Annotated in this window: 12 protein-coding genes and 2 tRNA genes; 5 read left to right on the top strand and 9 right to left on the bottom strand. The window is 66.9% G+C overall.

Features of this window, described 5'->3' with window-relative positions:
- Positions 1 to 20: 20 nt before the first annotated feature.
- Positions 21 to 626 (bottom strand): response regulator transcription factor, encoded by a 606-nt coding sequence (locus AC1DN0_RS08455; RefSeq protein WP_441631712.1) that lies wholly within the window; start codon positions 624 to 626, stop codon positions 21 to 23.
- Between the two features lie 101 nt (positions 627 to 727).
- Here AC1DN0_RS08455 and AC1DN0_RS08460 point away from each other — a divergent pair, with 101 nt between their 5' ends.
- Positions 728 to 2,362, top strand: a complete 1,635-nt coding sequence (locus tag AC1DN0_RS08460) for a sensor histidine kinase (protein WP_441631710.1) — start codon at positions 728 to 730, stop codon at positions 2,360 to 2,362.
- Positions 2,363 to 2,371: 9 nt separating this feature from the next.
- Here the strand turns inward: AC1DN0_RS08460 and AC1DN0_RS08465 are convergent, their stop codons facing one another.
- On the bottom strand, positions 2,372 to 3,712 hold the full coding sequence (locus tag AC1DN0_RS08465; RefSeq protein ID WP_441631708.1) for an MFS transporter: 1,341 nt from the start codon (positions 3,710 to 3,712) through the stop codon (positions 2,372 to 2,374).
- A gap of 108 nt (positions 3,713 to 3,820) precedes the next feature.
- Between AC1DN0_RS08465 and AC1DN0_RS08470 the strand changes: the two genes are divergently transcribed.
- Positions 3,821 to 4,849, top strand: coding sequence for an asparaginase (locus AC1DN0_RS08470; RefSeq protein ID WP_441631706.1), 1,029 nt, complete (start codon positions 3,821 to 3,823; stop codon positions 4,847 to 4,849).
- Entirely contained in the window at positions 4,846 to 5,553 is a 708-nt protein-coding gene (locus AC1DN0_RS08475; RefSeq protein ID WP_441631704.1) for a GntR family transcriptional regulator, read from the top strand. Before AC1DN0_RS08470 ends, AC1DN0_RS08475 begins: the two co-directional genes overlap by 4 nt.
- Before the next feature lie 140 nt (positions 5,554 to 5,693).
- Here AC1DN0_RS08475 and AC1DN0_RS08480 read toward each other — a convergent pair.
- Positions 5,694 to 5,770 (bottom strand) — tRNA-Asp (locus AC1DN0_RS08480).
- A gap of 77 nt (positions 5,771 to 5,847) precedes the next feature.
- Positions 5,848 to 5,923, bottom strand: a tRNA-Glu gene (locus AC1DN0_RS08485).
- Positions 5,924 to 6,119: 196 nt separating this feature from the next.
- On the opposite strand from AC1DN0_RS08485, the gene AC1DN0_RS08490 reads away from it, so the two are divergent.
- The gene (locus AC1DN0_RS08490; protein ID WP_441631702.1) at positions 6,120 to 7,070 is read left to right on the top strand and encodes a DMT family transporter; all 951 of its coding nucleotides are present in this window, start codon (positions 6,120 to 6,122) and stop codon (positions 7,068 to 7,070) included.
- Between the two features lie 15 nt (positions 7,071 to 7,085).
- Here AC1DN0_RS08490 and AC1DN0_RS08495 read toward each other — a convergent pair whose 3' ends face one another.
- On the bottom strand, positions 7,086 to 7,508 hold the full coding sequence (locus AC1DN0_RS08495; RefSeq protein ID WP_441631700.1) for a hypothetical protein: 423 nt from the start codon (positions 7,506 to 7,508) through the stop codon (positions 7,086 to 7,088).
- A gap of 181 nt (positions 7,509 to 7,689) precedes the next feature.
- Between AC1DN0_RS08495 and AC1DN0_RS08500 the strand changes: the two genes are divergently transcribed.
- Positions 7,690 to 8,217 carry a metal-dependent hydrolase gene (locus tag AC1DN0_RS08500; protein WP_441631698.1) on the top strand — a complete coding sequence of 176 codons (528 nt, stop codon included), beginning with the start codon at positions 7,690 to 7,692 and terminating at the stop codon, positions 8,215 to 8,217.
- 173 nt (positions 8,218 to 8,390) lie between these two features.
- On the opposite strand, the gene AC1DN0_RS08505 is transcribed toward AC1DN0_RS08500, so the two are convergent.
- From AC1DN0_RS08505 to AC1DN0_RS08520, 4 genes are all read right to left on the bottom strand, one after another.
- Positions 8,391 to 9,224 (bottom strand): hypothetical protein, encoded by an 834-nt coding sequence (locus AC1DN0_RS08505; RefSeq protein ID WP_441631696.1) that lies wholly within the window; start codon positions 9,222 to 9,224, stop codon positions 8,391 to 8,393.
- 364 nt (positions 9,225 to 9,588) lie between these two features.
- Entirely contained in the window at positions 9,589 to 11,010 is a 1,422-nt protein-coding gene (locus tag AC1DN0_RS08510) for an MFS transporter (protein ID WP_441631694.1), read from the bottom strand.
- A 71-nt stretch (positions 11,011 to 11,081) separates the two neighbouring features.
- Positions 11,082 to 12,251 (bottom strand): 4-hydroxybenzoate 3-monooxygenase, encoded by a 1,170-nt coding sequence (gene pobA / locus AC1DN0_RS08515; RefSeq protein ID WP_441631692.1) that lies wholly within the window; start codon positions 12,249 to 12,251, stop codon positions 11,082 to 11,084.
- 313 nt (positions 12,252 to 12,564) lie between these two features.
- Entirely contained in the window at positions 12,565 to 12,846 is a 282-nt protein-coding gene (locus tag AC1DN0_RS08520) for a hypothetical protein (RefSeq protein WP_441631690.1), read from the bottom strand.
- Positions 12,847 to 12,969 lie beyond the last annotated feature (123 nt).

The raw sequence follows: 12,969 nt of genomic DNA on the forward strand, positions 1-12,969 counted from the left end.
GTGCAGCCGGCGCGGGCGCGCTATGGCTTGATGATGCCGGCGGACGCGGCTTTGACGACAGCTTCGATGCGGGTGGCGACGCCCAGTTTCTGGCGCGCATTGTCGATATGGAAGTCCACCGTGCGTTTGGACAGGCCCAGGATGGTGGCGATCTCTCCCGAGGTCTTGCCGCGTGCGGACCACACCAGTGCCTCCACTTCCCGCTCGCTGAGCTGCACGGCCGGCAAGCCCGGCCGCGTGCGCGCCACCCGGGCAAGGCGGGCTTCGACGATGCTCGTCAGGATGTCGAAATCGACCGGCTTGGTCACATAGTCGTCGGCCCCGAGCCTGCGGCCCTTGAGTTCGGCTTCGCGCTGGGCCAGCGCCGTGAGGAACACAAAGGGCATGTCGGCGAAGCGCGGCGCCAGCGAAGTGATCTTTTCGAGCAGTTCGAAGCCCGTCATCACTGGCATACTCACGTCGCAAAGGACGAGATCCGGCGTGTCCCGCAGGATGGCGGCAAGGCCTTGTTGGCCGTCGTGCGCGGTGCTGACGGCAAAGCCCCGTTCGATCAGTTCTTCGGCAATCAGGGCGGCCGTTTCGGCATCGTCCTCGATGCAGAGGATCTTCCGGCGGGCATCGTTCATGGTGGTCCTTGGTAGCGCCGGCGGGGAGGGACTTCCGGCAGGCCGTCGGGACGCACGGCACGCCCCGCGCACAGCGTAGCGAAATTCAGGATAAAAGTCTTATGAATCACTCAATTCGCCCGGCGCCCGCCAGCCGGCGGGTGCGCCGCGGTTTGGGGCGGCGCCTGGTCGGGCTGCCTGATTCGGTGCCGATGCTCAGGCCGATCCGCGTGCGGCTGTCGCTCGTCTTCGTGTTGTTCCTGCTCCTGGTGGTGGGCGTGGGGCTGTTCGGCATCAACCGGCTGAGCAACTTTCATAGCGTGTCCGCGCAGATCAGCGGCCGCTGGCTGCAGAGCAACCGCATCCTGGGCGACCTTAATAATTATATTTCCGACTACCGCGCCTTCGAAGGCGATGCGCTGATCGCGACTTCGCGCGCTGACCTGCGCGCGGCCGAAGGGCAGATCGGCAAGCTGGACGATGTGATCAAGGAGGTCGAGGCCCGCTACGGCAAGATCGAGCATGAGCCGGCGGAGCTGGAGCTCTACCAGCAGTTCATGGCGCAGTGGTCCGCTTACCGTCAACTGGTCGACCGCGTGGTGTCGCTGGCCCACCAGAAGGACACGACGCAAGCCGTGGCGCTCTACCGCGGCGAGTCGCGCCACGCTTTCGAGCAGGCCAACGGCACGCTGGGCGTGCTGACGGAGCGCAATGTCGTCGGCGCCGCGCAGGCCACCGCGCGTGAAGCCGATGCCTACCACGAGGCCCGCCGGCTGATCGCCGGCGCCATCCTGGTGTCGGGCTTCCTGGTGATCGCGGCCGTGGCCTATCTGGTGCGGGCGGTATCCAATCCCATCGCGGCGCTTGTCGAGCGCATGCACCGCATCACCGACAACGATCCGCACGTCGATATCCCGGGTGCCGGGCGCAAGGACGAGATTGGCGAGATTGCCCGCGCGGTGGTGCGCTTCCGGGACAATACGATCGAGCTGGAGCGCAGCAAGGCGGCGCTGGCCGCTCAGACCACGATGCTGCGGGACACGCTGGAGAACGAGCGGCGCCTGGCGGTGCTGCAGCGCAATTTCGTCTCCATGGCCTCGCATGAGTTCCGCACGCCGCTAAACGTGATCGATGGCCACGCGCAGCGGCTCATGCGCATGAAGGATGCGCCCTCCGCCGACGTTCTCGCCGAGCGCTGCGGGCGCATCCGCGTGGCCGTGCGACGCATGACCAATCTCATCGACCACTTGCTCGACTCCTCGCAGTTGCTCGATGGCGGGCGCCTTGCCACGCTGCAGGGCGTTGATTTTTCGTTGGCGCTGCTGGTGCATGAGGTGTGCGAGATGCACCGGGAGAGCTCTCCCGCGGCCGTGATCGAGGAAACCATCGAACCCGGCGTTGGCGAGATTTTCCACGGCGACGCCAAGCTGCTGTTCCAGGCAATCAGCAACCTGGTCGGCAACGCGATCAAGTACTCGCCGGCGGGCGTCCCGGTTGCCGTGCGGCTATCCGCGGACACGGAGGCGATCAGCGTCTCCGTGTCCGATCGCGGCATGGGCATTCCCGACAAGGACCGCGCCCAGATCTTCGAGCGCTTTGTGCGCGGCGGCAACGTCGCCGGCACGGCAGGCGCGGGCGTTGGCCTGTACCTGGTCAAGCTGGCGGTCGACCTGCACGGTGGCGAGGTGGTGGTTACCAGCAAGGAGGGGCAGGGCTCGTGCTTCGCGGTCCGCCTGCCGCGCGCCGCCGCGGGCTGAAGGCAGCGCTTATTCCGCCGCCGCCATGGCACCCGCATCGCTTTCGACGCGGGGACCGACCCCTGGGCGGACCTGGAGCATGGCGAACACGCCCAGCGCGGTCGCGACCGAAGTGGCGATGAACATCGACGAGTAGCCGTAGCGTGCCGACAGGATGCCGGCCAGCGTGGGCGCCAGCACCGCCGCGATGTTGGCGATGAAATGCATGATGCCGCTGAAGGTGCCGACGCGCGACGGCGCGGTATCGATCACCACGGCCCAGTAGACAGAGTTCGGCAGCGCGTTCAGTGCATTGCCCAGCGTCATCAGCGCAATGACGGTCCACACGCTATGCGCCTGCGACACCATCAGGAAGCACAGCGTCGTCAGCAACAGCGAGCCGGCGGCAAACCAGCTCCTGGCAATCACCAGTTTGCCCGTGCGCTTGAGCAGCCAGTCCGAGATGCGGCCGCCAAGCAGTACCGTAAAGCACGCGCCAACCCAGGGAATCATCCCGATGTACCAGAGCGAGGAGAGCGTGAAGTTGAACTCGTCGTGAAGGTATTTCGGTGTCCACGTCAGCAGCATGAAGTTGACGTAAATAAAGGAGAAGTAGCCGATGGCGTTGAATACCAGCGTCCGGCTTTTGAAGAACGCCCACCACGGCAATGCGGCACTGGCGTTCGCGGTCTCCTTGGGGGCGGCTCCGCGGCCCGCCTGGATCAGGGCGAGTTCCGCCGCATTCACCTTCGGATGATCCTCGGGCCGGTTGGTGTACACGCGCGAGAACAGGGCAATCAGGACCAGGCCCAGGACGCCAAGCACCACATACATGGCGCGCCAGCTATCGGTGAGCAGCAGCAGGCCGACCGCTACCGGGGCGGTGAGCAGCGCGCCCAGCGGCGTGCTCAACAGGCCGATGGACACCGCGAAGCCGCGCTCCGCCGGCGATGCCCATGCCGACATGGTCTTGTTGATGATGGAGTACGCGGGTCCCTCGGAGAAGCCAAAGAGGATGCGCACCATGGCGAACCCGCTCAGCGCCGAGCCGCCGAAAACCGCAAGGCCGATGTCGCCGGCCCAGACCATGCAGATGGCAAACAGCGACCACGCCACGCCCGCGATCACCCACACCCGCTTCGCGCCGAGACGGTCCGCCAGCGCGCCGCCGATCAGCGCGCCAAACATATAGCCATAGCCGAAGTAGCCCAGCACGGCGCCCCAGCCGGCGCGGTCGAAGCCGTACTCGCCGATGATCTGCCCGGCGGAATACGCAATGGCGCCGCGGTCGATGTAGTTGACCAGGGCAATCACGACGATCAGGAAGAAGATGGTGAAGCGGTACCTGCTTGGCGGCGGGTGTTGGTGCATCGGGCGTCTCCGTAACGGTTGAGCGGGGTGAGGGGATCTGCAATTGTTTTGCAAATTGTATAGTATATATAATGCACAATGCATACTTCAACGCTACGGGAAAACCATATGTCGCGCCCATCAGTTGCCATCGCCTCCCTTGGGGGCACCATCAGCATGACGCCGTCGGATGCCGCCGGCGGTGTGGTCCCCAGGCTGGATGCCGCCCAACTGGTTGCGGCCGTGCCGGGGCTGGGGGAACTGGCCGATCTCTCCGCCGAGCCGCTGTTCCAGTTGCCAAGCGCTTCGCTGGGCACCGAGCAGTTGCTGGCCTGCCTGGCGTGGGCCGAGGGCAAGATCGCCGGAGGGGCGCGAGGCGTGGTCCTGACCCAGGGCACGGACACGATCGAGGAGACCGCGTTTTTCCTGGATCTGTATTGGCGCCACCCCGAGCCCCTGGTCATAACCGGAGCGATGCGCACGCCGCTGTCCGCGGGGGCGGATGGCCCCGCCAACCTGCTGGCCGCCGTGCAGGTGGCCATGGACGACCAGAGCCGCGGGCGCGGCGTGCTGGTGGTCATGAACGACACCGTGCACAGGGCGCGGTGGGTCTGCAAGTCGGATTCCCTGTCGGTCCAGACCTTCGCGTCGCCCGATGGCGGGCCCGCGGGACGGGTGGTGGAGGGTCAGCCCGAGTATTTCCATCCGCCGGTTGGCAGGCCGCTGGTGAGTCCGGCTGTGCGGGCCTTTCCAAAGGTGGCGGTGGTGCCGGCGCTCCTGGGTGACGATGGCGACCTGGCCGCCGCCGCGCTCGATCTCGGCTACGAAGCGATCGTGGTCGCGGGGTTCGGGGCGGGGCACGTCTCGTCTGGCTTCGCCGGGCACATCGAGCGCCTGGCCAAAGTGGTGCCCGTGGTGATCGCCAGCCGCACGGGGGCCGGGGCCACGGCCTCCCGAACCTATGGCTTCGCCGGTTCCGAAGTCGACCTGGCACGGCGCGGCGCCATGCTTGCGAAGTGGCTCCATCCCTTGAAGGCGCGGCTGCTGCTGGGCGCGCTGCTGGCCGCCGGGACACCGCGCGGGCAGATCCCGGAGGCGCTCGCGAAGTGGGGTACACTGCCACGCCATTCGCTCACCAACCAGCAGCCAGCGCCTTGAAGACTTCGCCGATTCCCGCCTCCAAAGTGCAAGCCTCGCCTTCGCGCCGGCTTACCGCCTATCAGTATGCGGTGCAGACCTTGCGCGCCGACATCCTGCAAGGCCGCATGACGGCGGGCGAGCGCTTGCGCCAGGATGACCTGGCCAAGCGGCTGGAGATGAGCACGACGCCCGTGCGCGAAGCCTTGCGCACGCTGATCTCCGAGGGGCTGGTGTTCTTCGACGCGCATCGCGGCGCGGTGGTGCGCGGCCTGACGCTCGACGATGTGCGGGAAATCTACCGGCTCAGGAAGGTGCTCGAGCCCATGATGGTCGAAGAGGCAATGCGCGGCATCACCGCCGGGGATATTGCCCGGGCCGAGGGCTTGCATGAAGAGATGCTGCAGACACAAGACGTCACGCGGTGGACCGAGCTGAACCTGGAGTTTCACGCGGCGCTGTGGGCCTCCCAGGAACAAAGCAGGCTGGCCCACCTGGTCAAGACGCTGCGCGATTCGGCGGCGCCGTACATCTCGCTGTCGCTCTACATGAGCCCGGAGCACATCGCGCAGAGTAATGCCGAGCATGCGGAAATCCTGTCCCAGTACAGGCAACGCGATGCCGAAACCGCCAAGCGGCAGACCATCCATCACCTGGATGACACCCTGGAGATCATCGTGCGCGCGATCGATAGCTCAGGGGCCGCGGACGGCGGTGGCGCATAGCTGGCGCACGTTTGCCAGCAAGTTGGCAGGAGGCTGCCGAGATAACGGTGGGGATGATTGAAGGCAAAAAAATAGCCCACCTTGATGGCGGGCTATATTTTTCCTGGCAGCGCGATCTTCGCGCGGTATTCAGGCAATGCTGGCGGAGTGGACGGGACTCGAACCCGCGACCCCCGGCGTGACAGGCCGGTATTCTAACCAACTGAACTACCACTCCGCAGTGGCTGTGGAAATCGCTTAGAGCGATTTCCGACGCTCTTGTAAGAGACCGCCTATATGGCGTGCTCTCTGAACTGGCGTCCCCTAGGGGATTCGAACCCCTGTACTCACCGTGAAAGGGTGATGTCCTAGGCCTCTAGACGAAGGGGACTTAGACTTGCTCGCTACGTCATGTGAATTTCGTGTCGCGAGGGGCGCGATTGTAGCGCCCTTTGGCGAATATGGGAAGGGGGATAGGCCGCGCCGCGCCGGAACAGCCGTTTTTGCCAAGACTGGCGGCAAAGCCACTGCCAGGATGCAGGGCATGCGGGGCATGTCCCCGCGCCGAACCAGGATATGCCACTGCCATGCCGACCCGCTCCCAGCCTGCCAGCCCTTCCCCGGGCAGGCGCATGATCAGCCCGACTGCGATTGGCGCCTTCGCCCTGTTGCTGTGGGCAACGCTGCCGCTGCTGACCGCCCAGGCCCGCCGCCTGCCGCCATTCGAGTTGCTGGCACTGAGCTTCGGCGTGGCGTTCCTGATGGGCCTGCCATGGCTGGTGCTGCCAACGCGTGCCGCGCCAGCCGGCCGGCAACCGGACAGCCGGGGGCGGGCATGGCTGCTCGCCTTCGGCGCCATCTTTCTCTATCACGCGCTGTACTTTTACGCCTTCGCGGTGATCCCGCCAGCCGAGGCTGGCCTGCTCGCCTATCTCTGGCCGCTGCTGATGGTGCTGTTCTCCGCGCTGGCCCCCGGCGGCAGCCTGGGCAGGCGGCAGATCGCCGCAGCGGTGCTGGGCTTCCTGGGCACCTTGCTGATCGTCGGCGGCGCCCCCCAGGGGTCGCCTTCGTCGTCGCCGGCGGGCGGGCAGGCCGCCGTGGTGCTGGGCTACCTGGCGGCGCTGCCGTGCGCGTTGATCTGGTCGGGATACTCGGTGGCCAACCGGCGCCATGGCGAGGTGCCTAGCACCACGATGGTGAGCGTGTGCGGCGCGGTGGCCTTGTGCGGTGCCTTGTGCCACTTCGCGCTGGAAACCACGGTGATGCCGGATGCCGGCGAATGGCTGGCGGTGCTGCTGCTTGGCGCGGGGCCCACCGGCATCGCCTTCGTGGCATGGGACCACGGCACCAAACATGGCCGCCTGGCACTGCTGGGGGTACTTTCCTACGGCACGCCCCTGGTGGCTACGCTGCTGCTGGTGTGGTTCGGATTTGCCATGCTGACGTGGACCCTGGCGTGCGCGGCGGCGCTGATCGTCGGCGGCGCGGCGCTCGCCATGATGGTCCCGCGTCCGCCGGCGTTGCCCCGCTCCGCCTGAGCCCTACTGCGTGCCTCAGCGGCCGCGCCGCCGCTCGCGCATGGGGCCATCTGCGTCGATGCTGCCGCCCGCGCTTAGCGGCCCGTCGATGTTCACGGGCCCGTTGACCTGTACGTTGCCTTGCACCACCAGCGGCCCGTGCACGGTGAGCGGGCCATGAAAGACCTTTTGCCGGCCAGCCCCCGGCGGCGGCGCATAGGTTGGCGGCAGGGTGGCAAACCACGCCGCGCTCAGCGGGCCGTGCGCAAGGATGCTGCCGTCCACGGTAAGCGAGCCATGCACGGTGAGCGGTCCTTCCACCACCAGCGAACCGCCAATGGTGAGGGGGCCGGTTTCCGCCGGCTGGCCGTGGACTGCCGGCGCCAGCCACAGGGCCGCCGCCAGCAGCGGGATCGCCGGCAGGATGACGCGGGCTTGCCGGGCAATGTACCGTCTCATGATCGTTCCCAGGGGGCAGCGGCAGGGTAGCCGCAGGCTGCTTCCAACTTAGTGTGCGTCGCGGTTGCACGCAAGGCTGGCCCACGGCCTTGACGATGCGGCCCGTCAACGCTGTCCTTTTGCAGCCCGATCTGCCACCATTGCGGCCCTCGATTTCACGACGACCGCAGAGCGCACGACAATGGCTTCCAGCAAAGCACACCATGCCACCGGATGGGCGGCCGGCCTGATCGCCGCCGCGGTGGTGACCAGGGCAGGCGCCGGCGGCACCTTCCATTTCGCCGCCGGGCTTGCCTTCCTGGCGGGCGTGGCCGGCGGCGGTGCGCCCGACTGGCTGGAGGTGGCCTGGTGGTCAAAATCCCGCCGCTTGTGGATCACTCATCGCACCTGGACGCATTGGGGCATCGCCTGGCTGGCCCTGCTGGCGGTGGCGCATCGCTCGCTGGGCTTGCACTGGCTGGCTGCGCCGGCGTTTGGCTTTGCCTGCGGCGGCCTGATGCACTTGCTGGCCGACTGGCCGAATCCGCTTGGCGTGCCGTGGATTCTGGGACGGCACTCGCTGAACTGGTGGAAGAGTGGCCGCTGCGACCTGATGGTGGTGGCCGCCTCGTGGATCGGCGCGCTGGCGCTGTCGCGCCATGTGTGGTTCCACGGGACGCATGGCCTGGACCTGCTGCACTACCTGCGGGCCTGGCATCTGCGGGCTTGAGGGCGCGCGCAAAAAAAGAGGCGGCCACAAGGGGCCGCCGATCGGGAATGGTGAGGGAGGCAATTCCCTCACTGAAGGCTATCGGCGGCCAAAAGTGCCAGATGAACCCCACCGAGGTGGGGTGCTGTCTTCGGCATATCAATCCGCGGTGGGAGAGGAGTGGCGCCGCGGCGTCATGCCTCCAGGCAGGTATCCGCCATGCCCGGCAGGCCCGACTCCGAGTCTCGCCGGCCTTGCCTGCGCACTGCCGCCATCAGTTCGGCATGCGCGGCGTCGAGCCAGACGGTGCGGTGGCGCACGGGATCTCGCGGCGAAAGTTCGCCGGCGGCGACCTCCCGCAGAAAATACTTCACCATGCTGCCCGCGCGGGCGGGCACGGGCATCATGCCCAGCAACTGCCATCGCTGCAGCAGGCCGCGATCGGCCGCATGGCCCAGCGCGGCCCACGCCGTGCGCCCCAGCGCGACGAAGAGTGCCTCGTCATGGGTATGCGCAAGCGCGCCGAGGAAGATTGCCTCGAACACCGTGCGCAGCATCGGCACGGCCATCAGTTCCTCCAGGTCGCCATCGAAGGCGAGGCCGCGCCGGGTGGTGGCATACGGCAGCAATGCCAGCGGCTGCAACTGCTCGAAGCCTTTGTCCCAGAGCGCCGCCGCGCCGGGCAGGCCGATCAGCTGCGCGATGCGGAAATGATCCAGCATGCGAATCAGGTTGGGCCGCACCAGCCGCCCCCCCAGCTCCACCTGGCGCTTGTTCTCGCGCTGGATGGTGCGTCCGGGCGCATGCCGTTGCATCAGGCTCTCGGTCAGTTCGGCTGCCAGCGTGACGTGCGTGTGTCCCGGTGTGGTGCTCACCAACACCAGCCGCGCGTTCGCATGACTGTGTTCGAATGGCACGTAGGACATCGTGTAGATGCCGTCGCGATCAACCAGCACCGGTTTGTCGATGACAGCCGTCGCCGACCCGCGCCTGATCCGTGCGCAGTACTCTTCCAGGTAATTCGCCAAGGTGTCCCCGCCTTACCACGATTTCTCTCTGGTACATCGGCCCTGTAACCGGGCTTAGCTTTCCTTGCATGTTAGGCCGCGGCAGTGCCGCAGGCAAAGCGGGCGGTGCTGTTTCCTGCCTGCGGCCACACATGCTGTGTGGGACAGCGAACCAATCGCGCCGCTGTGCTCATCCTGATGATGGATGGACGCGATGCGGTGATGTGGGGAATCGGTGGATTGCAGGCATGGACGACCGGGCGGTGCACCGGGCCATGCCGCCTCGGCCTTCAGATATCCATCAGGTCGCGTCCGGCGAAAATGCGGCCCCGATCAGTGCTTGCGCACGCCGCGTGCCCGCATCTCGCCGGCGATGCGCGTGTCGTCAATGCGCGGCGTCGTGCTGGCCAAAGGCCTGGCGCGCCGCTGTCCCCGGCCGCGCCGAGGCGATCAGCAACGCGGCGGTAGCAACGAAGGCCGGCAGCGAGAGCAGACCGAAGATCTTCCCAAAGCTCCATCCCAGGCCCAGGATCTGCGCGCCCAGCAGCGCGCCGACGATGCCGCCAAAGCGGCCGATGCCGAGCATCCAGGCCACGCCGGTGGCCCGGCATTGCGTGGGATAGAAGCCGGCGGCCAGCGTGGGCATGGAAGATTGCGCGCCGTTCATGCAGGTACCCGCGGCGAACACCAGCACGCCCAGCAGGAAGAGATCGCCGGCACCGTGGCCTACCGCATAGACCAGCGCGCCCGTCAGCGCATAGGTGCCGGCGACAATGCGCCAGGGATGGCCGCGGTCCATCAGCCAGCCTACCGTCAGGGTACCGATGCCACCGCCCAGCGGGAACAGCGCGGTGATGAGCGCGGCCTTCTCGATCGGGTAGCCGGCGTCGGCGAACAGCGTCGGCAGCCAGCTCGTCAACAGGTAGAAGATCAGCAAGCCCATGAAGTACGTGGTCCATAGCAGCACGGTGCCGGAGAGAAACCGTGGCATCAGGATGGCGCGCAGCGATGACGTTGCCGAGGGCGCGGCATCCGCGGGTGCGGCCTCCTGGACATGGAAGCGTTCGTCGCCGCGCAGCGCACCGGGGCGGATTCTCGACAGCGCGGCGGCGATGCGCGCGGCCGGCGCCTTGCGCGCCACCATGAACCGCACCGATTCCGGCAGGCAGAAGACCAGCAGCACGGCCAGCGCCAGCGGCGCGATACCGCCAACCAGCAGCACGGAATGCCAGCCGTAGTGGGGAATCAGCCAGGCCGCGGCAAAGCCCCCGGCCGATGAGCCCAGCGTGAAGCCGCAGAACATGGCGTTGACCGCCAGTGAGCGGCGTCGCGTGGGCGCGTACTCCGACATCAGCGTGACCGCGTTGGGCATGGCCGCACCGAGGCCGAGGCCGGTCAGGAAGCGTAGCGCCGTGAGCGCTTCGAGCGAAGTCGAGAAGGCCGAGACCACGCTCCAGCCGCCGAAGCACAGCACCGAGCCCACCAGCACGCTCTTGCGGCCAAGGCGGTCGGCCAGCGGCCCGGCCACCAGGGCGCCCGCGGCCAGGCCGAAGAGGGCGGCGCTCATCACCGGCCCGAGATGGGCGCGGCTGACGCCCCATTCCTTGGCCAGCACCGGCGCGATGAAGCCGATCGCCGCGGTATCGAAGCCGTCGGCGGCGACAATCAGGAAGCACAGGATCAGGATGATCCACTGGAAGCGCGAGAACGGCTGGTTGTCGATGAACTGCTGGACGTCGATGCTGGCGCCCGGCAGGCGCGCAGGGTCGTGGGTGGCGGCCGGCTGGCCGCTGTTCGGGGGCGTCATGATGCGGGTCTCCTGCTAGGCCGCTCGTTGGCGGCGGACTCTCGGTATTGCTGAAGGCCTGGCGCGAGGCTTCAGTAAGGCAGGCCGACGTAGTTCTCGGCCAGTGACATCTGCGCGGCGTGCGAGCCGGTCAGGTAGTCCAGTTCGGCTTGCTGGATGCGCAGCGCGAAGTCGTCGGCATCGGGGAAGCGGTGCAGCAGCGATGTCATCCACCATGAGAAGCGCTCCGCCTTCCATACCCGGCGCAGGCATTTCTGCGAGTAAGCGTCAAGCTCGCTGGCATCGTCGTGCAGGTAGCGTGCGATCAGGCCGTCGGCCAGGTAAAGCACATCGCTGGCGGCCAGGTTCAGGCCCTTGGCGCCGGTGGGCGGCACGATATGCGCGGCGTCGCCAGCCAGGAACAGGTTGCCGAAGCGCATCGGTTCGCACACGAAACTGCGCAGCGGCGCGATGCTCTTCTCGATGCTCGCGCCGGTCGCCAGCGTTTCGGCGGCGGGCGCGTCCAGCCGGCTGCGCAGTTCGTCCCAGAAACGTTGGTCGGACCAGTCCTCGACCCGTTCGTCAGCGGCCACCTGGACGTAATAGCGGCTGCGCGTGAGCGAGCGCATGCTGCATAGCGCGAAGCCGCGCTCGTGGCTGGCATAGATCAGTTCATCCGCTACCGGCGGCGTATCGGTGAGCACGCCGAGCCAGCCGAAGGGATAGACCCGCTCGAAGATGCGCTTGGACGGCGCCGGCACGCTGCGCCGCGTGACGCCATGAAAGCCGTCGCAGCCGGCAATGAAATCGCAGCGCAGTTCCTGCGGTTGGCCGTCCTTGCGATAGCGCACGATGGGCGTGGCCGTATCGAAATCGTGCACGCTCACGTCTTCGGCGTCATAGATGGTGACGGCGTTGCCGGCTTCGCGCGCGGCCATCAGGTCGCGGGTGACCTCGGTCTGTCCGTAGACGGTCACGGAACGGCCGATCAGTGCCTGGAAGTCGATGCGGTGGCGCGCGCCGCCGTAAGACAGTTCGATGCCGTGGTGAACCAGGCCGTCGTGATGCAGGCGCTGCGCCACGCCGGCGCGTTCGAGCGCATCGGCGGTCACGCTTTCAAGGATGCCGGCGCGGATACGGCCGAGGATGTAGTCGGGGCTGCGCTGTTCGATGATGACCGCATCGATGCCGGCCTTGGCGAGCAATTGCCCCAGCAGCAGGCCCGAGGGGCCGGCGCCGATGATGGCGACTTGTGTACGCATCGCGTGTCTCCTGGTGCGGTAAGCAGATTGTTGTTGAACGCAACAATAACGGCGCCGGGCACGGGAGGGAATAGACGGAACGAACCATCAACAGGACAAAACGAACATCCAGGTTTGTCGCCACGCCAGGTGGAATATCCTGCGGAAACGAGGGATAACCCTAGGTTGTTTGCCTGAAATAAGCCGGGATTGTGAGATCGGTTCCTGCGCGGGGGAGTACCGGCAGGCACGTCGCCAGGGCGAGATAGCCTTCACATTCCATACATGCGAGCGTCGATGGTGGCGCTTGCGGCACGCTTCAGGCCGGGGGCCGTCAGCGAACCAGTCGCTGCTCTTTGCGGCAAGCCTTGCAGACGTGTTCAAGGCCATCCTGGCGCCGCGCATCGCGCGCGAAGAACTCGCCGTCGGCGGGCCAGTGCTCGCCACAATGCCGGCACAGTTTCAGCGGACCGATATCGGACATCAGGAGATCGGCGGTTGCCCGCTTGGCGCCGGCGTGGCAAGCAGGTTTGGTGCGTGGCGCGGGCGTGTCTTGCGTGACACCGGCGGTGATGGCGCGGTGGATCTGTCGCGGCAGGGCGGCGCGATCGTACATGGTCTCTCCTTGCCTTGGGAATGGGGCGGTTTGGATTGGGGGCGCAGCGGGATTCCGTGGCGCGGCTGAAATACGCCGTTACCAAATGGCGCGTTGATGATGGCCCTTGGGACCGGAGGGAGG

The organism is Cupriavidus sp. 05N39, from assembly GCF_056397325.1.